The 23942-nt window shown below is 71.8% G+C and carries 22 protein-coding genes; 11 read left to right on the top strand and 11 right to left on the bottom strand.

Features of this window, described 5'->3' with window-relative positions:
• Window positions 1-39: 39 nt before the first annotated feature.
• Window positions 40-693: a pyridoxamine 5'-phosphate oxidase family protein gene (locus tag P3T29_RS28410; RefSeq protein WP_280719529.1), complete on the bottom strand. Its 654-nt coding sequence runs from the start codon at window positions 691-693 to the stop codon at window positions 40-42.
• A 34-nt stretch (window positions 694-727) separates the two neighbouring features.
• Between P3T29_RS28410 and P3T29_RS28405 the strand changes: the two genes are divergently transcribed.
• Together P3T29_RS28405 and P3T29_RS28400 are read left to right on the top strand one after the other, a co-directional pair.
• Window positions 728-2080: an aminotransferase class I/II-fold pyridoxal phosphate-dependent enzyme gene (locus P3T29_RS28405; protein WP_280719528.1), complete on the top strand. Its 1353-nt coding sequence runs from the start codon at window positions 728-730 to the stop codon at window positions 2078-2080.
• A 150-nt stretch (window positions 2081-2230) separates the two neighbouring features.
• The gene (locus tag P3T29_RS28400; RefSeq protein ID WP_280719527.1) at window positions 2231-3388 is read left to right on the top strand and encodes a GDSL-type esterase/lipase family protein; all 1158 of its coding nucleotides are present in this window, start codon (window positions 2231-2233) and stop codon (window positions 3386-3388) included.
• Window positions 3389-3395: 7 nt separating this feature from the next.
• On the opposite strand, the gene P3T29_RS28395 is transcribed toward P3T29_RS28400, so the two are convergent.
• Both P3T29_RS28395 and P3T29_RS28390 read right to left on the bottom strand, forming a co-directional pair.
• Window positions 3396-4832 carry a glycoside hydrolase family 47 protein gene (locus tag P3T29_RS28395; protein ID WP_280719526.1) on the bottom strand — a complete coding sequence of 479 codons (1437 nt, stop codon included), beginning with the start codon at window positions 4830-4832 and terminating at the stop codon, window positions 3396-3398.
• A gap of 113 nt (window positions 4833-4945) precedes the next feature.
• Window positions 4946-6304, bottom strand: coding sequence for an NAD(P)/FAD-dependent oxidoreductase (locus P3T29_RS28390; protein ID WP_280719525.1), 1359 nt, complete (start codon window positions 6302-6304; stop codon window positions 4946-4948).
• Window positions 6305-6499: 195 nt separating this feature from the next.
• Here P3T29_RS28390 and P3T29_RS28385 point away from each other — a divergent pair, with 195 nt between their 5' ends.
• The 4 genes from P3T29_RS28385 (at window position 6500) to purB (ending at window position 9689) form a co-directional block, all read left to right on the top strand.
• Entirely contained in the window at window positions 6500-7255 is a 756-nt protein-coding gene (locus tag P3T29_RS28385; protein ID WP_280719524.1) for a HipA family kinase, read from the top strand.
• On the top strand, window positions 7252-7659 hold the full coding sequence (locus P3T29_RS28380; RefSeq protein ID WP_280719523.1) for a DUF3037 domain-containing protein: 408 nt from the start codon (window positions 7252-7254) through the stop codon (window positions 7657-7659). The genes P3T29_RS28385 and P3T29_RS28380 overlap by 4 nt, the downstream gene beginning before the upstream one ends.
• 85 nt (window positions 7660-7744) lie before the next feature.
• Window positions 7745-8185, top strand: coding sequence for a MarR family transcriptional regulator (locus tag P3T29_RS28375; protein ID WP_280719522.1), 441 nt, complete (start codon window positions 7745-7747; stop codon window positions 8183-8185).
• 64 nt (window positions 8186-8249) lie between these two features.
• Window positions 8250-9689, top strand: coding sequence for an adenylosuccinate lyase (purB, locus tag P3T29_RS28370; protein WP_280719521.1), 1440 nt, complete (start codon window positions 8250-8252; stop codon window positions 9687-9689).
• A gap of 56 nt (window positions 9690-9745) precedes the next feature.
• Here purB and P3T29_RS28365 read toward each other — a convergent pair whose 3' ends face one another.
• Window positions 9746-11224 (bottom strand): MFS transporter, encoded by a 1479-nt coding sequence (locus P3T29_RS28365; protein ID WP_280719520.1) that lies wholly within the window; start codon window positions 11222-11224, stop codon window positions 9746-9748.
• 201 nt (window positions 11225-11425) lie between these two features.
• Between P3T29_RS28365 and P3T29_RS28360 the strand changes: the two genes are divergently transcribed.
• From P3T29_RS28360 to P3T29_RS28350, 3 genes are all read left to right on the top strand, one after another.
• Window positions 11426-11992, top strand: a complete 567-nt coding sequence (locus P3T29_RS28360) for a DJ-1/PfpI family protein (RefSeq protein ID WP_280719519.1) — start codon at window positions 11426-11428, stop codon at window positions 11990-11992.
• 76 nt (window positions 11993-12068) lie between these two features.
• A complete protein-coding gene (locus tag P3T29_RS28355) occupies window positions 12069-12734 on the top strand; it encodes an NAD(P)H-binding protein (RefSeq protein ID WP_280719518.1) in 666 nt (221 codons plus the stop codon).
• A 236-nt stretch (window positions 12735-12970) separates the two neighbouring features.
• Complete coding sequence (locus P3T29_RS28350) at window positions 12971-13549, top strand: TerD family protein (protein ID WP_280719517.1); 579 nt, start codon at window positions 12971-12973, stop codon at window positions 13547-13549.
• Here the strand turns inward: P3T29_RS28350 and P3T29_RS28345 are convergent.
• Window positions 13498-14721 (bottom strand): MFS transporter, encoded by a 1224-nt coding sequence (locus P3T29_RS28345; protein ID WP_280719516.1) that lies wholly within the window; start codon window positions 14719-14721, stop codon window positions 13498-13500. The genes P3T29_RS28350 and P3T29_RS28345 overlap by 52 nt on opposite strands.
• A gap of 61 nt (window positions 14722-14782) precedes the next feature.
• On the opposite strand from P3T29_RS28345, the gene P3T29_RS28340 reads away from it, so the two are divergent.
• Window positions 14783-15799 (top strand): winged helix-turn-helix domain-containing protein, encoded by a 1017-nt coding sequence (locus P3T29_RS28340; RefSeq protein WP_280719515.1) that lies wholly within the window; start codon window positions 14783-14785, stop codon window positions 15797-15799.
• Here the strand turns inward: P3T29_RS28340 and P3T29_RS28335 are convergent.
• The 6 genes from P3T29_RS28335 to P3T29_RS28310 all read right to left on the bottom strand — a co-directional run bounded on the left by P3T29_RS28335 (window position 15788) and on the right by P3T29_RS28310 (window position 22605).
• Window positions 15788-18109 carry a family 2 encapsulin nanocompartment cargo protein terpene cyclase gene (locus P3T29_RS28335; protein WP_280719559.1) on the bottom strand — a complete coding sequence of 774 codons (2322 nt, stop codon included), beginning with the start codon at window positions 18107-18109 and terminating at the stop codon, window positions 15788-15790. The genes P3T29_RS28340 and P3T29_RS28335 overlap by 12 nt on opposite strands.
• A gap of 249 nt (window positions 18110-18358) precedes the next feature.
• Window positions 18359-18700, bottom strand: coding sequence for a DUF6204 family protein (locus P3T29_RS28330; RefSeq protein WP_280719514.1), 342 nt, complete (start codon window positions 18698-18700; stop codon window positions 18359-18361).
• Between the two features lie 35 nt (window positions 18701-18735).
• A complete protein-coding gene (locus P3T29_RS28325) occupies window positions 18736-19215 on the bottom strand; it encodes a MarR family transcriptional regulator (protein ID WP_280719513.1) in 480 nt (159 codons plus the stop codon).
• A gap of 70 nt (window positions 19216-19285) precedes the next feature.
• A complete protein-coding gene (locus P3T29_RS28320) occupies window positions 19286-19588 on the bottom strand; it encodes a DUF6296 family protein (protein WP_280719512.1) in 303 nt (100 codons plus the stop codon).
• A gap of 128 nt (window positions 19589-19716) precedes the next feature.
• Window positions 19717-21198: an MFS transporter gene (locus P3T29_RS28315; protein WP_280719511.1), complete on the bottom strand. Its 1482-nt coding sequence runs from the start codon at window positions 21196-21198 to the stop codon at window positions 19717-19719.
• Between the two features lie 195 nt (window positions 21199-21393).
• Window positions 21394-22605: an acyl-CoA dehydrogenase family protein gene (locus P3T29_RS28310; RefSeq protein ID WP_280719510.1), complete on the bottom strand. Its 1212-nt coding sequence runs from the start codon at window positions 22603-22605 to the stop codon at window positions 21394-21396.
• A 497-nt stretch (window positions 22606-23102) separates the two neighbouring features.
• Between P3T29_RS28310 and P3T29_RS28305 the strand changes: the two genes are divergently transcribed.
• Window positions 23103-23699 (top strand): GNAT family N-acetyltransferase, encoded by a 597-nt coding sequence (locus tag P3T29_RS28305; protein WP_280719509.1) that lies wholly within the window; start codon window positions 23103-23105, stop codon window positions 23697-23699.
• The last annotated feature ends 243 nt before the right edge of the window (window positions 23700-23942 follow it).

Here is a 23942-nt window from a genome sequence, read left to right as displayed (position 1 = left end):
TGTCCCGGTCCCAGGATCTGATCAGCATCGGACGCCTCCTCAGCCGAGGTCGCGCAGGTACGCGGGCAGCGGCACGGTGGTCGAGGGGTCGGGCTCGGGGGTGCCGTGCACCGTCGCGACCGGGACGACGCCCGCCCAGTGCGGCAGGCCGAGGTCGGCCTCGTCGTCGCGGACGCCGCCCTCGCGAGACTTCGCCGACACCTCGTCGAGCACCAGCCGGACCACGGCGGTCATCGCCAGCTCCTTGGCGTTGGCCCGGCGGACGTCGGCCGAGCGGCCGGCCACGCTCTGGTCCACCAGCGCGTCCAGCGCGACCGCCAGCTCCTCGGGGTCGGTGACCTGGTGGGCGATGCCGTGGGCCACCACGGAACGGAAGTTGACGGAGTGGTGGAACGCGGACTTGGCCAGCACCAGCCCGTCCACCTGCGTCACCGTGACGCACACCGCCAGCCCCTCGTCGGCGCCGGCCGCGCGCAGCGGGCGGCTGCCGGTCGAGCCGTGCACGTAGAGGTAACCGCCGACGCGGGCGTAGATGGTGGGCAGGACCACCGGCGCGCCGTCGGCTATGAAGCTGAGGTGGCAGATCCAGTTGCTGTCCAGGATCGAGTGGATGACCTCGCGCTCGGCGCTGGCGCGCTCCCGGTTGCGGGTCGGGGTGGTGCGGTCGGTCTGGGCGTAAGCGGTCTCCGACATGACAACCTCTATGTACTAGTGCATACTGTTGTTTGTGCTAGGAGACTATCGGATCAAAGGTCGGCGTGCCAGTGAGATCGCGGCCGACATCGAACACGCCGTCAGCTCCGGTGAGTTGCCGCCCGGCGCCGCGCTGCCGCCGCTGCGGGACGTCGCGACCGAGCTGGGGGTCAACCCCAACACCGTGGCCGCCGCCTACCGGCTGCTCCGCGATCGGGGCGTGATCGAGACGGCGGGGCGCCGGGGCAGCCGGATCCGCCACCGGCCCGTCACGGCCCCGCGTGACCAGATCCAGATCCCCGTCCCGCCGGGCGCCCGCGACCTCTCCGCCGGGAACCCGGACACCGCGCTGCTGCCCGCGCTCGCCCCCGCCCTCGCCGTGGCGGCCGCCGTCGGCGACCGCGAGCCGGTGCTCTACGGCCACTCGCCCACCGACCCCGGGCTGCTCGCGCTGGCGGGCGCCGCCTTCCGCGCGGACGGCGCCCCCGAGGGCGCGCTGGCGGTCTGCTCCGGCTCGCTGGACGCCATCGAACGGATCCTCGCCACCCAGTTGCGCCCCGGCGACGCCGTCGCCGTCGAGGACCCGGGCTGGGGCAGCCTGCTCGACCTGCTGCCCGCCCTCGGGCTGCGCCCCGCGCCCGTCCGGCTGGACGACGAGGGCCCGCTGCCCGCCTCGCTGGCCGAGGCGCTGGCGGCCGGCGCCCGCGCGGTGGTGGTCACCGTACGGGCGCAGAACCCCACCGGCGCCGCCCTCACCCCGGCCCGCGCCGCCGAGCTGCGCGCGGTGCTGGCCGGACACCCCGCCGCCCTGCTGATCGAGGACGACCACGGGCACGGGATGGTCGACCAGCCGTACTGCTCGCTCTCGGCCGGCCCGGACGGCGCCCTGACGGCCGGTCGTTGGGCGGTGGTCCGCTCGGCCGCCAAGGCGTACGGCCCGGACCTGCGGGTCTCCGTGGTGCTGGGCGAGCAGGACACCGTGGACCGGGTGCTCGGCCGCCAGCGGCTCGACACCGGCTGGGTCAGCCTGCTGCTCCAGCGCACCGTCGCCGAGCTGTGGCGCACCGACGCCGCGCCCGTCGCGGAGGTGGCGGCGGCCTACCGGGCCCGCCGGGACGCGCTGCTGGCGGCGCTGGAGGCGCGCGGGATCGAGGCGCACGGCGCCAGTGGGCTCAACGTCTGGGCGCCGGTGCCGGACGAGTCCGGCGTGGTGGCGGCGCTGGTCCAGCGGGGCTGGGTGGTGGCGCCCGGCGCGCGCTTCCGGCTGCAGTCCCCGCCCGGGGTCCGGATCACCACCGCCGACCTGGCGCCGCGCGAGGCTCCGCAGCTGGCCGCAGACCTGGCGGCCGTACTGGAGTCGGCGGGCAGCCGGTCGCGACGGATTTGAACTCGTCGGTAACACAGCGAATTGGGTGTGGCAGATACCTAGCGGTAACAAGCGCGGTCATGTCACATTCATCGCGCCACCGGCCGGCGGCCCACCCTCACCCGAGCCTCCCCACCCCACAGACGGGAGGCCGTTCGTAGGAGTTCCGTCGTGCTTCCCTCCTCTCGAAGAGTCACCTGTCGGAAGATCGTCCCGTTCCTGGCCGTCTCGGCGCTGACCGTCCCCCTACTGACGGTCGCCGCCCCCGCCGAGGCCGCCACCGGTCCCACCGCGAGCGTCTCGATGGGCGACAGCTACATCTCCGGTGAAGCCGGCCGCTGGATGGGCAACAGCGACACCACCAGCGGCAGCCGGGACGGCACCGACCGTTCCTGGACCGGCAGTTCGTACGACCCGAGCAAGATCTACGGGTCCACCTACGCAAGCGGGTGCGACCGCTCGGACTCGGCCGAGGTCCGGGACGCCGCCGCCGTCGCCCAGACCCAGATCAACCTGGCCTGCTCGGGGGCCGTCACCGCGAACATCTTCCGGGCCGCCGACGGTGGGCAGTCCTTCAAGGGCGAGGCCCCGCAGGCGGATCAGCTCGCCACCGTCGCGGCGCAGAACGACGTCAAGGTGATCACGCTGTCGATCGGTGGCAACGACCTCGGCTTCTCCGACGTGATCCAGAGCTGCGTCAAGGACTACCTGATCTGGGACTCCTACTGCCACGACGACCAGCAGGCCGCCATCGACGCCAAGATGGACACCGCGATGGCGAACGTGGGCAAGTCGATCGACGAGATCCGGGCCGTGATGTCCACCGACGGCTACGCCGACGGCAGTTACCGCCTGATCCTGCAGTCGTACCCCTCGCCGATCCCGCGCAGCTCCGAGATGCGCTACGCCGAGAGCGGCTGGACCAGGGAGACCACCGGCGGCTGCCCGTTCTGGGACGCGGACGCCGACTGGGCCAGGGACTCCATGGTCCCCGAGATCTCCGACCATCTGGCGGCCGTCGCAGCCGCCAAGGGCGCGCAGTTCCTGGACCTGCGCGACGTCTTCCAGGGCCGCGAGGCCTGCTCCACCGCGACCCAGCTCGCCGCCCCGGGCACCGCGCCGTCGGCGACCACCAGCGAGTGGGCCCGGTTCGTGGACGCGGGCATGAGCACCCAGGGCACCGTCCAGGAGTCGATGCACCCGAACTACTACGGCCAGCTCGCCCTCGGCCAGTGCCTGACCCTGCTCTACGCCCGCCCGACCGGTGACTACGCCTGCGACAACACGCCGGGCCAGGACGCCAGTGGGATGTACCTGGCCGCCAAGTAGGCGTCGCTCAGAGGCGGTTGGCGCCGCGCAGCAGCTTCCCCTCGGTCGACAGTAGGCCGCGGCGGTAGTCGAAGCGCGGCGCCGCCGCGAACATCAGGTACACGTACTTGAGGTTCTCGGCGAACCAGTAGCCCGGCGTCAGGTCCCCGAGCCGGATGGGCGAGGTGCTGACGTCCTCCGCCACCGTGTACCCGCCGGGCACCCGGAGCGCCCACTTCACCGTCTGGAAGTACTGGTACGCGGTCTGCTTGTACTCCCCGAAGCCGGTGAGCCGCCAGAGGTCGTAGGCGGAGTTCAGGTACTCGGGCCGTAGTTGGTTCCGGGCGTCCACCACCTGCCCGGTCAGGAAGTCGAACTTCTCGGGCAGCACCGGGGCCAGCTCGGTCAGCGCAGTCCAGGACCGGTAGTACACCCGGGCGGTGGGCAGATCGCCGCTCTTGCCGAGCAGCCCGGCGTAGAACGCCGCCAGCTCCGACTGCTCGTGGCCGAGCACCTCGCCGGTCGCGAAGTCGACCTGCCGGTACCAGTAGTGGCCACCCTGCTGCTCCAGCTGGTACTTGGCCACGGCGTCCGCCAACAGGCGGTACCAGCTGCGCAGTTCGTCATCGCCGAGCAGGTCGGAGCCCACCCAGAGGTACTCGTGGAAGGAGTCCACCGGTGGGTTCGGCGCACAGGAGGTGGTGTCCGCCCAGCGCCCCGACTCCACGTCCAGCGAGGTGCCCAGCAGGTCCAACGAGGAGCGGCGCGCCACCACTTCGCGGGCGGCGCGCTTGGCGGCGGCCAGGTACCTGCCGTCCCCGGTCAGCCTGCTGAGCAGGCCGAACTCCGGCAGGTTGGTGCCGATCTCGGCGAGCGGGCTGACCGAGCCCGAGACGGCGCCGGTACGCAGGTTCACGTACCGGTACGGGAGTCCGGTGGGGGAGCTGGTGAAGGCGGGCAGCAGCCGGTCGGTCAGCTCGCGGCAGCGGGTCAGCAACTTGGGGCGCCCGGTGCAGAGATAGCCCGCGAGCAGTCCACCGACCAGCCGGATCACGGCCTCGAAGACCTGCACCTCGACATCGGCGGCCGGGTCGAAGTGGGCCTCGATCCAGTCGGCGGCGAGCTTCACCTCGTCGTCCAGCTCCATCAGCCAGAGCGTGTCCAGCGCCTCGACGATCGACAGGCCGAAGGTGTGGCCGGGGGCGAAGAAGTCGTGCCGCGTGCCGGAGACCGGACGGACCTCGTCGTAGCCCCAGGCGGCCCGCTTGTACCCCTCCCAGCTGTGCCGGAACTCGTCCCGGACCTCCCGGGCCACCACCGGGTCGGCCGGCAGGTCCGCCGCTCGCGCGGGCAGGCCGACAGCGCTGCCGACCGCCGCCACGGCGGCGCCTCCGAGCACGGTACGGCGGCTGGGGACGGCAAGGCTGGGGGCGGTGCGGCTGCTGGGGAGGGAGACCGTTCGCATGGCGCCGGACACTAGCGGCCGCCGGGCCTCCCGTACGCGACGCGGCCCCGCCCGCGTGTCGGCGCTCCCGCCCTGGTCAGGACGGGAGCGCCGGTACTACCGAGGGGTGCGCTTCACCCCTTCGCCAGCAGCGCCTGGGCGTGCTCGCGGACCTGGTCCTTGGTCAGATAGGCGTCCGTGTACTCGAAGTCGCGCAGGCGGGCGGGCTGGCGGGCCAGGAAACCGGTCCGGACGAAGTCGTCCCCGGCTGCGGCGTTGAGCAGCCAGTTGGCGCCGACCCGGAACTTCGCCACGTTGGTCCGCATCGCCATCAGGTGGTACCCACGGGCCACCAACTGGGCCGGGACGCCCTTGAGTTCGACGCCGAGCGGCTTGGAGACCGCGTCCTTGCCGCCGAGGTCAACCACCAGGCCGAGGTCCTTGTGGTAGTACGGCTCGAGCGGCTGGTTGCGCAGTGCGGCGACCAGGTTGTCGGCCACCTTCTTGCCCTGCCGGGCCGAGTGCTGGGCGGTCGGCGGGCAGACCGCGCCGTCGCCCTTGTGCAGGTCCGGGACGGCCGCCGCGTCGCCGAGCGCGAAGACGCCCTCGAACTGCGGCACCCGCATCTCCGCCGTCACCGCGATCCGGCCACGCACCGTCTCGGTGTCGAGGGTGCCGATCAGCGGGCTGGCGGCGACGCCCGCCGTCCAGATCAGGGTACGGCTGGGCAGCACCCGCCCGTCGGTGAACTTGACCGTCTCCGCGCCGACTTCGGCGACCGAGACGCCGAGCGAGACCTCGATCCCGCGCGCCCGCAGCACCTGCAGCGCGTCGGTGCCGAGCGCGTCGCCGAGCTCGGGCATCAGCTTCGGGGCGATGTCGATCAGGTGCCACTTGATCTGGCGCGGGTCCAGCCGGGGGTAGCGCCGGCTGGCGGCGGTGGTCAGCCGTTGCAGGCAGGCCGCCGTCTCGGTGCCCGCGTACCCGCCGCCGACCACCACGAACTGCAGCCGGGACTCGCGCTCATGCTGGTCCAAGGTGGCTGATGCCAGGTCCAGTTGGGCTATCACGTGGTCACGGACGTAGGTCGCCTCGGCGAGCGTCTTCATGCCGCGCGCGTAGTCCGTCAGCCCGGGGATGTCGAAGGTGCGGGTCACGCTGCCGGGCGCCAGTACCAGGTAGTCGTACTTCTCCGCGACCACCTCGTCGGTGATCTTGCGGATCACGCAGACCTTGGAGCGCGGGTCCACCCCGATCGCCCCGCCCGGGATGATGTGGGTGCGGCGCAGCGTCCGCCGCAGCGAGACGGCCACCGACTGCGGAGTCAGCACCCCGGCCGCGACATGCGGCAGCAGTGGCAGGTAGAGCTGGTAGCTGAACGGCGCGATCAGCGAGATCTCCGCCTCCGAGGGGGCGAGCTTGCGTTCCAGCCGGCGTGCGCACTCCAGGCCGGCGAACCCGCCGCCGACGATCAGGATCCGAGGTCGCTCCATCGTCCATCCCTTACCTGTGCTGGTCCGGGTACAACTGCTGGTCGTACCGCGCTGCTGGTCCGTGCGTACCAGGGACAACTGTTCGCCACACTTGCATGCTCCCCCTGTGCCTGCCACCGCAGTGCCGCCCAGGGAGTACCCGAGTGCGCGGAAGGGCGGTAGGTCCGGACGGCGGCGGCTCGGTAGGCTGGCCGGATGCTCCCCGAGGTGACGGCGGTCCGGTATGTGACGCCACTGCGAGAAGGCGGCTCGATGCCGGGCCTGGTCGAGGCCGACGACCGCCGGCTCTACGTCCTCAAGTGGTCCGGCGCGGCCCAGGGCCGCAAGGCGCTGGTCGCCGAGGTGCTGGCCGGTGAACTGGGCAGAGGGCTCGGGCTGCCGGTGCCCGAGCTGGTCAGGGTCCACCTCGACCCGGTGCTCGCGCGCAGCGAGCCCGAGCAGCAGATCCAGGAGCAGATCCGGGCCAGCGGCGGCGTCAACCTCGGGATGGCCTTCGTCAGCGGCGCGCTGAACTTCGACCCGCTCTGCTTCGAGGTCGACCCGGAACTCGCCGGGCGGGTGCTCTGGTTCGACGCGCTGATCGGTAACGTGGACCGCTCCTGGCGCAACCCCAACCTGCTGGTGGCCACCGGCGGGCTCCGGCTGATCGACCACGGCGCGAGCCTGATCTTCCACCACCACTGGGCCGGCGCGGCCGGGTGGACGCGCAAGCCGTACGACGCCTCGGACCACGCGCTGCTGCGCGCCGCACCCGATCTCAAGGCCGCCGACGACGAGCTGGCCCCGCTGGCACTGGAGGCGCTTGCCGCCGCCGTCGCGGCGATCCCGGCGGAGTGGCTGCTCGACGAACCGGGCTTCGACACGGCCGACGCGGTGCGCGCGGCCTACACCGCCCAGCTCACCGCCCGGCTGGCGGGCCCGCGCGACTGGCTCCCGGAGGTGCCCGCATGACGTACGAGTCGGATTCGGTCGAGCACGAGCTGCACGACTACGAGTACGCGGTGATCCGGGCCGTTCCCCGGGTCGAGCGGGGGGAGTGCGTCAACATCGGCGTGCTGCTCTACTGCCGGCAGCACGCGCACCTGGGCGCCCGTACCCACCTGGACCAGAGCCGGCTGCTGGCGCTCGACCCGGTCGCCGACGTGGCCGGGGTGCGGCGGGCGCTGCACGGGATCGAGGCCGTCTGCGCCGGTGGGCCCGGGGCCGGGCCGGCGGCCGGTGACAACGCAGGTCAGCGGTTCCGCTGGCTCACCGCGCCGCGTAGCGCGATGGTCCAGCCGGGGCCCGTGCACACCGGGCTCACGGCGGACCCGGAGGCCGAGTTGCGGCGGCTCTTCGAGGCGCTGGTGCTCTGACGATGCTCTGACCTGTGGGGGCCGAGAGTCCCTTTGATCGGTCAAAGCTGGAGTAACTGAAGCACTTGTGCGTACCCTGGCGCCTATGGGCACCACAGTTACCACCGGCGTACCGACCACCGCTGACCTGATGGAGGCGGTGGCTGCGGTCGGCACCGCCTACTTCCAGGACTTCGCGTCCGCCGCGGCCCGGCACGGGCTGACCCCTTCGCAGGCCAAGGCACTCAAGGCGGTGCAGGAACCGGTGCCGATGCGGGCGCTGGCCGGACGCCTCGGCTGCGACGCCTCCAACGTCACCGGCATCGTGGACCGGCTGGAGTCCCTGGAGCTGGCCCGCCGGGAGGCCGCCGCCAGCGACCGCCGCGTCAAGATCGTGGCGATCACCGAGCAGGGCGAGGAGATCCTCTCGCTGATCCGCGCCGACATGACCCGCGCCCACCACGCCTTCGGCTCGCTCGACGACGAGCAGCGGATCGCCCTGACCTCGCTCTGCCGCCAGGTGCTGCCGCTGCTCAGCGGGCAGTAGGCAGGTCTGTGCGAAGCTCCAGTGGACGAGCCGCCGTGAGCTGGGCTGACCTGGACTGTTAGGCTTGCGAAGCGTGAGCGCGAAGCCCCAGATCCCCAATGTCCTGGCCTCCCGGTACGCCTCGGCGACCCTGGCTCAACTGTGGTCCCCCGAGCACAAGGTGGTCCTTGAGCGCCACCTCTGGCTCGCCGTCCTGAAGGCACAGCAGGACCTCGGCATCGAGGTGCCGGCCACCGCTGTCGCCGACTACGAGCGAGTGATCGACCAGGTCGACCTGGACTCGATCGCCGCCCGCGAGCGGATCACCCGGCACGACGTCAAGGCCCGGATCGAGGAGTTCAGCGACCTCGCCGGCCACGAGCAGATCCACAAGGGCATGACCTCTCGGGACCTCACCGAGAACGTCGAGCAGCTGCAGATCCGGCAGTCCCTGGAGCACGTCCGGGACCGTACGGTCGCGGTGCTGGTCCGCCTCGGCAAGCTGGCCGCCCAGCACGCCGAGCTGGTGATGGCCGGCCGGTCGCACAACGTCGCCGCCCAGGCCACCACGCTCGGCAAGCGCTTCGCGACCACCGCCGACGAGCTGCTGGTCGCCTTCAACCGCCTCGAGGAGCTGATCGCCCGCTACCCGCTGCGCGGGATCAAGGGCCCGGTCGGCACCGCCCAGGACATGCTCGACCTGCTGGGCGGCGATGCCGAGAAGCTCGCCGAGCTGGAGCAGCGCGTCGCCGGCCACCTCGGCTTCGACAACGTGTTCACCAGTGTCGGCCAGGTCTACCCGCGCTCGCTGGACTTCGAGGTCGTCACCGCCCTCGTCCAGCTCTCCGCCGCGCCGTCCAGCCTCGCCAAGACCATCCGCCTGATGGCCGGGCACGAGCTGGTCACCGAGGGCTTCAAGGCCGGCCAGGTCGGCTCGTCCGCGATGCCGCACAAGATGAACACCCGCTCCTGCGAGCGCGTCAACGGCCTCGCCGTGATCATCCGGGGTTACGCCTCGATGACCGCCGAGCTGGGCGGCGACCAGTGGAACGAGGGTGACGTCTCCTGCTCGGTGGTCCGCCGGGTCGCCCTGCCGGACGCGTTCTTCGCGTTCGACGGTCTGCTGGAGACCTTCCTGACCGTCCTCGACGAGTTCGGCGCCTTCCCGGCCGTCATCGAGGCCGAGCTGGATCGCTACCTGCCGTTCCTCGCCACCACCAAGGTCCTGATGGGCGCGGTGCGGGTCGGTGTCGGCCGCGAGACCGCGCACGAGGTCATCAAGGAGCACGCCGTCGCGGCGGCGCTCGCCATGCGGGAGGGCGTCCGCGAGAACGCGATGCTCGACCGGATCGCGGCGGACGACCGGATGCCGCTCGACCGGGCCGCGCTGGACGCGCTGCTCGCCGACCGGATCTCGTTCACCGGCGCGGCGGGTGCGCAGGTCGCGGAGGTCGTGCGGCGGATCGAGGCCGTCGCGGGCGCGTACCCGGAGGCGGCGAAGTACGCGCCGGGCGACATTCTCTAGGTTCGGGCAGACGTGAGGGGTGCGGGGCAGAGTGCCCCGCACCCCTCCTGCTCTGCCTATTCGTGGTCGGACTCGAGTGGGGGAGTGGTCGGGCCGCAGTACCACTCGCAGTCGGGCTCGGCGACCGGGTGGTCCGGGGTCAGCGCGTCGTTGCGGATGGTGGTGAAGGCCAGCAGGCCCCCGGTGGCGAGCAGGCCCGCGCAGATCAGCATCGCGGTCCTGAAGGCGCTGTCCACCCGGGCGGGGATCTGGTAGGCCTCGCCGCTCAGGCCCGCCAGCGCGGGTAGTGCGGCGACCGCGAGCAGTCCGGCGGCGCGGGCGGCGGCGTTGTTCACGCCGCTCGCGATGCCGGCCCGGCGGACCTCCACCGCAGCCAGCACGGTCGCCGTCAGCGGGGCCACCAGCAGGGTCATCCCCGAGCCCATCACCGCCACGGCGGGCAGCACGTCCGTCCAGTACGAGGCGCCGGGCCCGATCCGCAGCATCAGCAGCACGCCCGCCGCGCAGAGCGCCGGCCCGACGGTGAGCGGCAGCCTCGGCCCGATCCGGCGGCCCAGCTGCCCGGCCCGGCCGGAGAACGCCAGCATCAGCATGGTGATCGGCAGCAGGGCGAGCCCGGAGGTGAGCGGCTGGAAGCCCGACACGATCTGCAGCTGCACCGTGAGCAGCAGGAAGATCCCGCTGAACGCCCCGTACACGCAGAGCGTGACCAGGTTTACGGTGGTGAACACCCGCGAGCGGAACAGCTCCAGCGGCAGCATCGGGTCCGGACTGCGGCGCTCGGCCAGTACGAAGGCCGCGCCCAGTGCGAGGCCCGCCACGCCCGCCACCGCCGACAGCCCCCTGCCGCCCTCCGTCAGCGCGTACGTCACCCCGCCGAGGGCGAGGGCGGCCAGGACCGCGCCCCGGACGTCGAAGTGCCCGGACGCCGTCTCGTCCCGGCTCTCCGGGACGTGGCGGGTGGCCACCAGGACCACCACCAGGGCGAGCGGGACGTTCAGCAGGAAGATCCAGCGCCAGCCCGGGCCCTGCACCAGCCAGCCGCCCAGGAACGGCCCGACCGCCGCCGCCACGCCGCCGAGCCCCGACCAGACGCCGACCGCGCCGGAGCGGTCGTCCGGGTGGAAGGTGGCCTGCAGCATGGCGAGCGAGCCCGGGGTGAGCAGCGCGCCGCCGATCCCCTGCAGGGCGCGCGCCGCGATCAGCACCTCGACGGTCGGCGCGATCGCGCAGAGCGCCGAGGCCGCCGCGAACCAGCCGACGCCGATCACGAAGACCCGGCGCCTGCCGAAGCGGTCGCCGAGCGAGCCGCCGAGCAGGATCAGCCCCGCGAGGGTGAGCAGGTAGGCGTTGACCACCCACTGCAGGGCGGCGATCGAAGCCCCCAGATCCTTGCCGATCCTGGGCAGCGCGACGTTGACCACCGTGCCGTCGAGCATCGCCATCCCGGAGCCGAGCGCCGTGGCGAGCAGCACCCACCGTCCCCGTACCGTGCCGAGTCGCAGGGTGCCCGCGCCGCGTTCTTCGATAGCCACACCCCAACCCTGCCCCTCCCCGGTGGCTCCTGCACCCCATGCGGCACACCGGTTCGGTGGGCGGGGCACGTGAACGGAGGGGGCGCACGTGGGGGCGCGTGCACCGGACCGGGCGTGCGCCTCATTGCCTAACGGTCCGTCAGCGGGCAGGGTGTGGCCGGGCCCACACCGCGTGGGCGAACGGAGGGGTGGTACCCGGGCATGGCAGCCAAGATCCTGATCGTCACCGGCGACGCGGCCGAGTCGCTGGAGGTCTTCTACCCCTACCAGCGGCTGCTGGAGGAGGGCTACGAGGTGGACGTGGCGGCGCCCAGCCGCAAGACGCTCCAGTTCGTGGTCCACGACTTCGTGGACGGCTTCGACACCTACACCGAGAAGCCCGGTTACACCTGGCCCGCCGACAAGGCGTTCGCCGAGGTGGACCCGGCGGAGTACGTCGCCCTGGTGCTGCCCGGCGGCCGGGCGCCCGAGTACCTGCGCAACAACCCCGAGGTCAAGCGGATCGTCGACCACTTCTTCGAGCTCGACAAGCCGGTCGCGCAGATCTGCCACGGTCCGCTGATCACCCTCGCGACCGGCGCCCTGGACGGACGGCGGACGGCCGCCTACCCCGCGCTTGAGCCCGATGTCGCGGCCGGCGGCGCCGGGTTCGTGGACAGCGAGGCCGTGGTGGACGGCGTCCTGGTCTCCGCCCGCGCCTGGCCGGACCACCCGGGCTGGATGCGGGCCTTCGTCCAGGTGCTGCGCGAGAAGGCGCCCGTCGACTGACCAGGGCTGACCTGACTTGACCCGTTCGGCGGTGGCCCGGCTACCCGGCGCTCGGCCGCCGGGTAGCGTCGGGCCCATGGACGTTGTCATCGCGGGTGGTCACGGCAAGATCGCGCTCCGGCTGGAACGGCTGCTCACCGCTCGCGGCGACTCCGCGACCGGGCTGATCCGCAAGGCCGCGCAGGCGGCGGACCTGGCGGCCCTCGGTGCCCGGGCCGTCGTGTGCGACCTCGAGTCGATCTCCCCGGCCGGCCTCGCCGAGCACCTGCGCGGGGCCGACGCCGTGGTCTTCGCCGCCGGGGCGGGCCCCGCCAGCGGGATCGGCCGGAAGGACACGGTGGACCGGGCCGCTGCAGCGCTGCTCGCCGATGCCGCCGAACTGGCCGGTGTCCGCAGATATCTGATGATCAGCACGATGGGCCTCGACAGCGCGGACGCCCCCGGCACGGACCCGGAGTTCGCGAGCTACCTGCGCGCCAAGTCGGCCGCCGAGGACGACCTTCGCGCCCGCCGGCTGGACTGGACGGTGCTGCGCCCCGGCCCGCTCACCGACGACCCCGGCACCGGGCTGGTCCGCCTCGCCGCCCCGCCGCTGCCGCTGGGCTCCGTCCCCCGGGACGACGTGGCGCACGCCCTGCTCGCGCTGCTGGACGCACCCGCCGCGGCCGGGCTGACCCTGGAACTCACCTCGGGCCCCGAGCCGGTGGCCGAAGCCCTGCTCGCCGCGCTCGCCGGGGCCTGACGGGCGGCGGGGTGCGCTCGGCGTAGCGACAAGAGGTCCGGAACGGCCAAAGGGTCTCCCTCGGGTGGTGGGCCGAAGTAACGGTGGAGGGGCGGCTCTCAAGAGCGTCCGCGCGGCCGGTGGAAAGGCCGGTACGGTCGTCGCGCAATGTCTCTACAGTGCTGTAGATTTCTGATTTCCGTCGTGCAGGGCGCCGGGCTCCACGGAGCCGGGCCGGTATCACCCAGGAGGGGACCGTGGGAGTCACACTGGCCAAGGGCGGCAACGTCTCGCTCACCAAGGAGGCCCCGGGCCTGGCGGCCGTCTCGATCGGTCTGGGCTGGCAGGCGCGTACCACCACCGGTGCCGACTACGACCTCGACGCCAGCGCGCTGCTGTGCGGGCCGACCGGCAAGGTGCTGTCGGACTTGCATTTCGTCTTCTTCAACAACCTGACCAGCCCGGACGGTTCGGTCCAGCACACCGGCGACGAGCTGGCCGGTGGCACCGGGGACGCCGACGACGAGACCATCAACGTCGACCTGGCGTTGGTGCCCGCAGACGTCGCCAAGGTCGTCTTCCCGGTCTCCATCTACGAGGCCGACACCCGTGGCCAGACGTTCGGTCAGGTCCGCAACGCCTACATCCGGGTGGTCAACCGGGCCGACGGCCGCGAACTGGCCCGCTACGACCTGACCGAGGACGCCTCGACCGAGACGGCCATGGTCTTCGGCGAGCTCTACCGGTACGGCGCGGAGTGGAAGTTCCGCGCCGTGGGCCAGGGTTACGCCTCCGGACTGCGCGGGATCGCGCTGGACTTCGGCGTCAACGTCTGAGTTCTCACCGGCTCGGGTCGTCGGCGGAAACCGGGGGCGAGTGCGGCGGTCACCAGCACCGACAGGCCCGCCATCAGCGCCATTGTGGTCGCGGGTGACAACTGCCCCGCGACCGCGCCGGCCACGGCCGCGCAGACGGCCTGCATGGTGAGCATGCCGGAGGAGTGCAGGCCGAGCGCCTGCCCACGGACCTCCGCCGGGACGAGGGTGACCAGCCGGTCCTGCAACAGGAGGCTGGTGCTGAAGCCGACGGAGGCCACGCCCACCAGCAGTACGGCCTCGGGTATGCCCGGCCCGAGCAGGAACAGCAGGTAGGGCGCGGCCATCAGGAGTGGCAGCGCCGTGATCAGCACCCGCCGCCAGCGCTGCGGTACGAACCGGCCCATCGCCGTGTCGCCGACCAGCATGCCGAGCGCTCCGGCCATGAACAGGGCCCCGGCCGATGCTCCCGCGTACGGGACGAAGAGCGCCTCGGCCCCGACCACCAGCCCGTTCGGCACCCAGAGCCCGCAGTACACCCGCCGCACCGCCCGGTCGGACAGCAACTGCCGGTTGACGCGCCAGGTCTGGCGTACCGACGCCCGCCCGGCCGCCCGGGCCGGGCGGCGGGTGAGTCCGAGGCGGGTCACCAGCGCCCCGGCGAGGTACAGGCAGGCGCTGAGCACCAGCGCGGCGCGTGGTGAGACGAAGTGCAGCACGGCGGCGCCCACGCCGTTGCCCAGGATCTGCACCACGCCGGAGGCCATGCTCAGGACGGACCGCCCGAGGAGGTAGCCGTCCTCGGGGAGGATCTCGCTGACCAGGCCCCAACGGACCGCGCCACCGATCGAGTTGACGAAGCCGACGGCCAGCACGATCGCCAGCGCCACCGGGACGCTGGTGCCGGGCAGCGAGAGGGCCAGGGCCGCCGCCGCGAAGACGAGCGCGAGTGTCACCGTGGTCCGCCGGGGCGGCAGGTGGTCGCCCACCGACAGCAGGGTGGTCGCGCCGATCACCTGGGCGAACGAGGCGCCGAACATGCTGACGGCGGCCAGCAGGGCCGATCCGGTCCGGTCGAAGACCAGGGTGGCCAGCGCGAGGCCGGTCACCGTCCCCCCTGCCACCATGCACGACACGGCGGCGAACAGCGGGGTGAACTCGGGTACTTGGAAGAGCTCTCGGTACGTACGCATGGCGCCAAGAGTGGATCTCGGGACCGGCTGCGCCCTACTGTTTCGGCGGGAGGCGAAAGGTATGGGGTTGTGGCTGGTCGACGCGGACGTGCTGGCGCGGAGCCGCTTCGTGCTGTCACCGCTGGTCGAGACCGTCGCGGCGCTGGGTGTCCTCAGCGACGAGCGGCCCGAACCGTGGCAGCGGCCGTGGTTGGCCGGGCACCTGCCGGCCTACCGGCGGCGGCTGGCGGGGGACGCGTTCGCGCGTGCCTGGGTGGAATCGGTGCTCCGCTCCCGGTGGATGCCCGACTTCGTCGGCATGCCGCCGTGCCTGGGAGAGGTCACCTTCGAGCAGGAGCTCGGGCGGCTCCGCGCGACCCCGCCGGAGGCGGCTCGGGCCGATGTCGCCATCTCCTGCGGAGGCACACTGCCGGCCGAACTGGACCGGCCCGACCTGGCTCCGATGATCGCCGACCTGCTGGAGTGGGTCTGGGAGCAGTGCGTACGGGCCGACTGGCCACGGCGTGCCAGGATCTTCGAGGCCGACGTGGTCAGCCGCATCCACCGGCTGGGCCAGCAGGGTTGGGCCTCGGCGATCGAGGAGCTGATCCCGAATCTGCGCTGGCTGGGCGACGGCCGGCTGCGGATCAACCTCTCCGACCGGCCGACCCGTGAGCTGTCCGGTGCCGAGCTGCTCTTCATCCCGAGCAGCGCCCGCCGGGGCTGGGTCGCGTTCGACCTGCCCGCCCGCTATGCCGTGATCTACCCGGCCTCCGGCCTGCTGGCCGAGCCGGGCCCGGCCGCCGCCGCTCCGACGGCGCTCGCCCGGCTACTGGGCGCCTCGCGCGCCGAGATCCTCGCCCGGACCGACCCGCCCCGAAGTACCAGCCAGCTCGCCGCACTCACCGGCCTCGGCCTGGGCACGGTCGGGGACCACCTGAAGGTGCTGCTGGAGGCGCGTCTGGTCGACCGCCGCCGTTCCGGGCCCTCTGTCCTGTACTACCGGACGGCGTTGGCCGACCAGCTCGTCGCGGCCCAGGAACCCGGCCGGTGCGAGCCGGGAGCCACGGCTCCCGGCTCGTCACCCTCAGTGCGGTAGGGCGGCCGCCGGCTGCCTCGGCCGCCAACTGTCCTGGGAGGAGGGAAGCCTCCAGGATGACTGCGTGGCCGGGCCTGCGGTGGGTACGACGGTCAGCTCGGAGAGGCGGGCGGCGGAGGTGCCGAGCCCGACCGGGCCGCCCAGTAGCGCGGCCACGGGGGCGGCCAGGCCGAGGAGTTCGGACTCCGTGTAGCGCTGGCAGAGCCGATGCCAGTTGAGGATGCCGGCCAGCCAGTCCTTCAGCTCGTCGGCGTACCCGTCGAGGGCCTTGCGGATCTCCGGGGAGAGTCCGAAGTCCTCGTACATGGCGGGTAGTTCGGTGGAGACAAGGTGTTCGAACTCCCGCATCCGGGCGGTCATCAGGTCGCTGACGATGCCGAGAGCGGCGGTTCTGTCACAGTCGAAGAAGTTCTGGACGACCAGGATCGCGTTGTGGATCTCCCCCTCGAACTGGATCTCCTTCTGGTACGAGAAGACGTCGTTGATCAGGCAGGCGTAGTCCGACGCCGCCTTCTCCATCGCCTGCACCGGCCGGGAGGCGTAGACCTCGTCCGGTACGGTCCGCCCCTGGGCCAGCCGGGAGAGGCTCATCGTCAGATCCGAGCCGAAGGTCTTGCGGCGCATCTCGATGTAGTCGACCGGGTCGGGGATACGATTCTGCATCTGGTTGGAGAGCTCCCAGAGCCAGCTCTCCGTCATGTCCTCGACGGCGGTCTTGAACTTGCGCCGTGCAGCGGGCTCCATCGGGCCCGCCGTGCGCCGCCACAGGTCGGCGAGCCCGCGTTCCAGCCCGCCGACCGGGACGGGGACGGCGGCGGCGGGGTCGATGGGCATCAGCTGGGCGAGGCGCTCGTTGCACGCCTTCGCGCCCGCCAGGTTGAACGTCCGGCCGAACACCAGGGGGAAGTAGTCGTCCCCGTAGGTGCCCCAGGCGAGCCAGTCGCTGGTCAGGTTCAACTCGTCGAGGGACGCGTCCGGGTGGATGCCGGCGGAGCACAGCGGCAGATCGATGACCGCCGCCCGGCGTTCGTCCCAGATGCCGGATCCGGGCACCCCGGGGACCGAGTCCAGGATGCCCATCTCTCCGCACCACTCGATGGTGTGGCGGCGGGACGCCTCCAGGTGGGGGCTGAGCCGGAGCGTGAAGGGCATGTAGAAGTCGGGCAGGTCGACCGGTCCGACCTGCTCGAACGGGATGTGGGTGAAACTCCTCGCCCGGGCCGGCATGGAGGCCGCCAGCGAGGTCAGCGCCCGGGCCGCCGAGGTGCCGAGGCCCACCGGGCCGCCCAGCACCCCGGTCGGGTCCGCGGCGGCGCCCGGGCCGCCGTTCATGTAGCGGCTGGAGCGCAGGTGCCACTCGTGGCCGCCGGACTGCCAGTCCTGGAGCCCCTTGACGTAGGCGAGTACGTCGAGGCAGGACTTCGGGTCGAGCGCGAACTCCTGGAAGAGCGGCGCGAGTTCGGTGACGGCGGTGTGCTCGAACTGGTGGAGCCGCGAGGTCAGCAGATCGTTCACCGCCTCGGCCGCCTCCTGGGTCGAGCAGCCGAGGAAGTGCTCCAGGACGAGAATCCCGTTGGACAACTCGCCCTCCTCCTGGATCTCCCGCTCGTAGGAGAAGAGGTCGTTGCGCAGGTGCACCCCGTCCGAGAAGGTGTCCCTGAGCACCCGCAGCTGGCGGCTCTCCGCGATGGCGGCGGGCACTTCGGCGCCCGCCGCGTGCTCCACCAGCCCGGCCGACCAGGGCGCCCCGCCGACCTTGCGGCGCATCTCGATGTACTCGACGGGGTTCGAGATCCGGCTCGCGTTCATGTTGGCGAGCTCCCAGAGGGACTCGTCCAGCAGGTGCTTGGTGCTCTCGGCGAAGCGGGTGAGCCAACTCTCCGACATGCCGGGGACGGTACGCGCCCAGAGGTCCGCGAGCCCGGCCTCCACCGGGTTGGTCGCTGCCGGGACGGCGCTGCCGGGCCGCAGCGGCATGAAGGCGGGCAGCCGGTCGAGGTACGCCTTCGCGCCGGCCGTGTCCAGGGTGCGCTTGAAGATGTCGAGGAAGTGGTCGTCGAAGAAGAAGACCCAGACGTACCAGTCGGTGATCAGCGCGAGTTCCTCGCTGGAGCAGTCCGGGTGGGTGTAGGCGCAGAGCAGTGCGTAGTCGTGCGAGTCGAAGTCGTGCTCGTCCCAGATGCCCGAGCCCTCGATCATCCGGAAGTCCCGGGCCCAGGCCTTGGAGTGCTCCCGGGCCGCCTCGAGGTGCGGGTTGAGCCGTGCCGGATACGGCATGTAGAACTCGGGAAGCTTGAAGGGTTGCGGCACCTGTGCCACGCCTTTCCTCGTCTCTCCCCGGCCCGCGATCGGGGGCCGGGTGGTCGGCGCGGGCGCGCCGGACCGCCGGGGATCGGCCCTGCGATCCCTCCTGTTGATCAGCGCTCACAGTAGGTCGGCCGACTGTGGGGGGACGGTGAAGAGCCGTACCCCTCGCCCGATCAGGTGAACTCTGGGCAAGTGAGGGTTGGGAGCGGGGAAGTGCCTTACGGGAGCCGGGAGTGGCGGGTCCGGGCGTGGTCAGACGGCGCGCCGCCCCTTGCGGCGGATCGGGATCTCGTCCATGTCGACCGCCCCGAGACGCAGCTCGGTGTGCCCGCAGCCGAGGGCTTCGAGGGTGGCGAGGGCCTCCAGCCCCGCCTGGGTGGTCGCCGTCTCCGCGCCGTCCTGCTCGGGGGCGGAGAGCTGGTAGCGGAAGGTGAACGGGCCCAGCTCGGGTCCGTAGGTGAGGGTGCCGGCCTCGGTGAAGGCGGAGTTCAGCCAGCTGTGCTGGTCCACGGTCGCGAGCAGCGCCTCCCTGGTGGCGTCGGTCAATCCGTCGAACCGTCCCCGGACGGTGACGCGGAAGGTGTGCAGGGTCATGGCGGGTGGAGCCTTTCGGTCGCTCGCGGTGGCTGTCACGTCGGAGGGGGAGTGGCGGTGGTTGTCGGCAGGCCCGTGCCGCCCAGCCGGGCGAGGAGCCGGGCGAACAGGTCGAGATCGGCTGCGTCCCAGTCGCCCCCCGCCGCGCCGACGTCGCCGAACAGCTCCCGGCCCGCCGCCTCGGCGCTGACGCGCGCGTCGGCGAGCAGCCGGCGTCCGGGCGCGCTGAGCGAGGCGTAGCTGGCTCGGGCGTCGCGGGGGTCGGACTGGCGGTCGACCAGCCCGATCCGCTCCAGCGGGCCGAGGGCGCGGGTGACGCCGGAGGGTGTCAGCCCCAGGCGTTCGGCGAGGTCAACCCGGCGCAGCCGGGCGCCCTCGGCCGAGGCCAGGTGGGTGAGGATCAGGAAGTCGCCGAAGCTGATCCCGTGGGCGGCGAGCCGGCGGTCCAGTTGCCTGGTCGCCACGGTCTGGGCGCGGCACAGGCGTACGACCGCGTCGAGCGGGGAAGAGTTCACACCGGAGAGGTTACTTGAGCGATGCGTGAGTGCTCAACTAATTACGCTGAACTGATTACTGTTCGGCTGATCACTCCGCAGTGGGATGCCGATCGGTGGGCACCGGTTCGGTGGCCACCGGCTCGGCCTGCTGCTCGGACGGCAGCGGTTCGGCGTGGACCGGTGTCTGCGGTGACTGGTGTCCGCCGCTGGCCAGCATCCGGACCTCCCCGAGGTCGCTGATCTCGGCGCGGACGATGCCCGAGGCGTCGGCGTAGACCGGGTACCCGCCCGGGCCGCTGGAGCCGGTGTCCGCCACCACGACCACATCCTGCGGGGCGTGACCACCAGGGGTGCCGGGGAACGTCAGCGCGTAGCGCCGTCGTCGGGACATCGCAGCCTCCTCGCACAGCCCCCGGGTCTCATCGTAGGCGCCGCCGTCGGATTACGGCACGACCGGACGCCCTGTCCACCCGCTGGAACCGGGGTGGACAGGGCGTCCGGTGGGTGGGTGCGGCCGCGTTACGCGGCGGCGCGCCGCCGGGCGTTGCCGCGCACTGCCGCGACCAGTGCGACCAGCATGGTCACGACGGAGATCCCGGTGACGACGTACATCCCGTGGTGGTAACTGGTGAGCGCGGCCGCGTGGCCCTGGGACGCGTCGCCGGTCGACATGGTCGCGCTGACCACGGCCAGCACGATGGCGGCACCGACCTGGTAGCCGGTCTGCAGCACGCCGGCCGCCAGGCCCTGCTCCTCGTCGGCCACCCCGGCGGTGGCCAGGACGTTCGCGGCGGGGAAGGAGAACGGGAAGGCCACACCGATCAGCACCACGCTCGGCAGTACCGCCCACCAGTACGAGGAGGTCTCGCCGATGCCCCAGAAGAGCAGGTAGGAGGCGGTGTAGGCGACGAAGCCCGCGAAGATCATCCAAGCCGGGCCGAAGCGCGAGACCAGGACGCCGATCCGTGGCGCGATGGTCGCGATGAGCAGCCCGATCGGCAGGAAGCCGAAGGCCATCTCCAGCGGTGACCAGCCGCGCAGCGACTGCATGTAGAGGCCGCCGATGAACTGGAAGCTCATGTAGGTGCCGAGGATCGCGGCGGCGGCCAGGCTCGCCCCCACCAGCGAACGGTTGCGCAGCAGCCCGAGCCGCAGCAGCGGACTGGCCGACCGGCGCTCGGTGACCACGAAGGCCGCGAACAGTGCCACCGCGACGACGAACAGGCCGAGCGTCCGGGGGGCCAGCCAGCCCTTGGTGGGTGCCTCGACGATGTCGTAGACCAGCAGCAGAGTCGCGGCCGTCACGGTGGTCGCGCCCACCACGTCGTAGTTGCGGGGGCCGCCGGTGTAGGCCGGGTCACGGGGGACCAGCGCGATCGCGCCGGCCAGGACCACCAGCGCCACGGCGACCGGCAGGAAGAAGGTCCAGCGCCAGCCCAGCTCGGTGAGCAGGCCGCCCGCGATGACGCCGGTGGAGTAGCCGACGGCGCCGCACGCGGTGTAGATGCCCAGCGCGCGGTTGCGCTGCGGCCCTTCGTTGAAGGTGGTGACGATGATCGACAGGCTGGCCGGGGCGGTGAACGCCGCGCCCACGCCCGTGATGAAGCGGGCCACGATCAGCACCGTGCCGTCACCCGCGATCCCGCCCACGAACGAGCCCACGGCGAACACGCCGACCGCCGCCAGGAAGACCCGGCGCCGGCCGAGCAGGTCGGCCATCCGCCCGCCCAGCAGCAGGAAGCCGCCGAAGCCGAGCACGTACGAACTCACGACCCACTGCACGGAGGCGGTCGACATGCCCAGTTCCGCCTTGATCGGCGGCACGGCGATGCCGACCATGATGTTGTCCAGGGCGTCCAGAAACATCGCGCCGCAGACCACGATGAGCATGCCCCACTGCCGGACACCCCACTGTGGCGCGCGGTCTCCGGTGGGCGTACCGGCTGTTGGCGTACCGGCGGTGACTCGGTTGTCGGGTGCGACGTCGATCGACGTTGCCATCAACTTCCCCAATTCTCTTCTGGCTCGGCTGTCGTGATCTGCTGGTCGGAGGGCGGCAGCGGCCGCCGTCGGACGTTTCGGGGAGGGCGCCCGTCCCGCCGCCCGTCCCGCCGCCCGTCCCGCCGCCCGGGCGGCGGGACGGGCGGCGGGACGGGCCGGTCGCACCTGGGGCCGTGGTACGTGCGGGCCGGGGTGTCAGCCCTTGACACCCAGTGGGAAGGGGGCCAGCGGAGTGCTGCCCAGGAGCAGCGCGCCGGCGGACTGCAGGACCTGGTCCTGCGCCAGGATGTGCTGGCACATGGTGTGCAGGTCCCGGGTCCAGCGCTCCAGCGGCGAGGTGCGGTAGATCGAGGCGGTGCCGACCATGTCGGACATCCGGATCGCGATCGAGCGCGCGGTGCGGAAGGCGTTGACCCGGGCGACGGCGGCGGAGACCTGCTCGTCCTTGGTCGCGGCGCGCCCCTCGGCCAGCCGGTCCCACTGCCGGTCCAGGCTCGCGTACACCGCGTCGCGGGCGACCGTGAGGTCCATCTCGGCCTGCGCGATCGCCAGCTGCACCCGGTAACTGTCCGACCACGGCAGGCTGGTGACGCGTTCGACCTTGTGGCCGGCCAGCTCCCGTACGTGGTCGAGCACCGCACGGGCGACGCCCAGCGGGACACCGGAGACGTTGCCCAGGAACGCGTCCCGAGCCGTCAGCGGGCCCTCGCCGCGCGAGTGGCCGAAGCGGAAGGTGTGCTCCTCGGGGACGAAGAGGTCGGTGACCTGGTAGTCGCGGCTGCCGCTGCCCGCCAGCCCCGTGGTGTACCAGGTGTCGAGGATCTCGAACTGCTCGGGACGGCCCATGATGACCCGCCAGTGCACCGCGCCGCCGTCCGGGTCCGCCTCGGGCTCGCCGTCCTGGTGGACCAGTACCCCGCCGATCAGCCAGTCGCAGTGCGTGATCCCGCTGCCGAAACTCCAGCGCCCGGACACCCGGTAGCCGCCCGGCACCCGCTCGGCCTTGCCGGAGGGGAAGATCATGCCCGCCGTGATCAGGTCGGGGGTGTCGATGATCGAACGCTCCACCGACTCCGGCATGCAGCGGGCGTACGCCCAGGTGTCCATCCCGATCATCCCGCACCAGCCGACGGCGGAGTCGCCGATCGACAGTGCCTCGATCACCCGGGTCTGCTGGGAGAAGGTCAGCTCGGGGCCACCCAGCGACTTCGGCATCGCCATCCGGAAGACACCGGTGCCACGGAGCAGCTCGACGACGTCTGCCGGTAACCGCCGCTCGCGCTCGATCTCGTCCGAACGCAGGCGGAACTCCGGGGCCAGTGCCTGTGCGCGCGCCAGGATCTCCTCGCTGTCGAGCGGACGGGCGCTGGTCGCCACCGGGGACTCCAGGGTCTCCATTACCGTCATTCCACACCTTCCTGGTTCGAACGAACGTGCTCTCAACTCGCCGTCGCCGCGACCTGCTCGGCGCCGATGGGCATCACGCTAACCAGCCCGCCGCAGGGCGTTTCGTCCGTATGCGCACCCGGAGTGGCTTGTTTGCGCACAGTCACCAGGGCTGCGCCCGGAGCCTTGTCGCCGCTGGTCCGGCGGGTGCTGGTCCGGCGGGTGCTGGTCCGACGGGTGCTGGTCCGGTGGCTGCGGGTTCGGTGGCAGCGACTTCGACGGCTGCGGGTCGGGCCGGGCTGGTCGGCTGCTGGTCCGTCGGGCCGGGGTCGGAGTCGTGAAGGGGCGGAAGGAGACGTTCCGAGGGAGGGCAGGGTTCCGTATACCGGGAAAAATGCTCCGGACGGAGTAGGCGGATGCGTGTCGCATGGGCCGTGCCGGTATGAAAAAGCGGCGCCGACGGTAAAGTCCGGGAAGCTGGTTGCCAGGTGTCAGGACGGTCGATATGGTCTGGCCTTATGGATCACGCCTCGTCACTTCTGGAATGTGTACCGGCCGAGAAAATCACCGACCGCCCGGTAATTCACCTTCCGAGACTGACGAGACTTCCCGCAGGGGGTCTCACCGTCACCCGTACAGCCAGGGTCGAGGATTTCCGGGCGGTTCAGAGCATGCACGCCAGATGTTCGGTGACGAGCCTGGCGATAAGGTATTTCACCGCGACCGAACGGCTGTCCCGGAGTACCTGGACCGGCCTGTGCGACCGCGAGAAGGGCGTCACGCTGCTGACCGGACCTGGTGGCGATGTCCGCAAGGTGATCGCCATGACCAATATTCTGTGCACGCATGATTCCGGTGTGGTCGAGCTCGCCGTACTGGTCGAGGACGCCTGGCAGTCGCGCGGGCTCGGCTCGGCGCTCGCCTCCTTCGCGCTGGAGGTGATCCAGGGGCAGGGGGTGCGCGCGCTCACCGCGTCCGTCATGACCGCGAACGGGCGGGCGATGCGGATGCTGCGCGGGATCGGTGCGACGCGGTGTTCCCAGCCGGGGCCGGAGGTGGATTTCCGGTTGGATATCGGCTCGATCCAGGGTGCCGGCACCGGGGCGGGACGGTGAATTCCGGCATTCGGGTCCGGTGGCGATCCTCGGTAATTCCGAAATACTCCCGGGCGTGAATGCGGCCGCCCGGGTGCGAATCGGGCGAAAGTGGTCGGAGTAGCTGCTGCCCGGGCGCGGCTTCGCGTCGGGGCGGGCCCGCTGTGCCCAGGGCTTCGGCGTAGTCGCGTGACGTCCGATTCGTGACGGTCTGCCAGCTTGAGGGGAGCCAGGCGCGCAACAGGCACGGCTTCCAAGATCATG

The sequence above is a fragment of the Kitasatospora sp. MAP5-34 genome (genome assembly GCF_029894335.1).
Classification (GTDB): Bacteria; Actinomycetota; Actinomycetes; order Streptomycetales; family Streptomycetaceae; genus Kitasatospora.
Note: the sequence above shows the minus strand (reverse complement) of the source record. Positions and strands in the feature narration are given on the sequence as shown.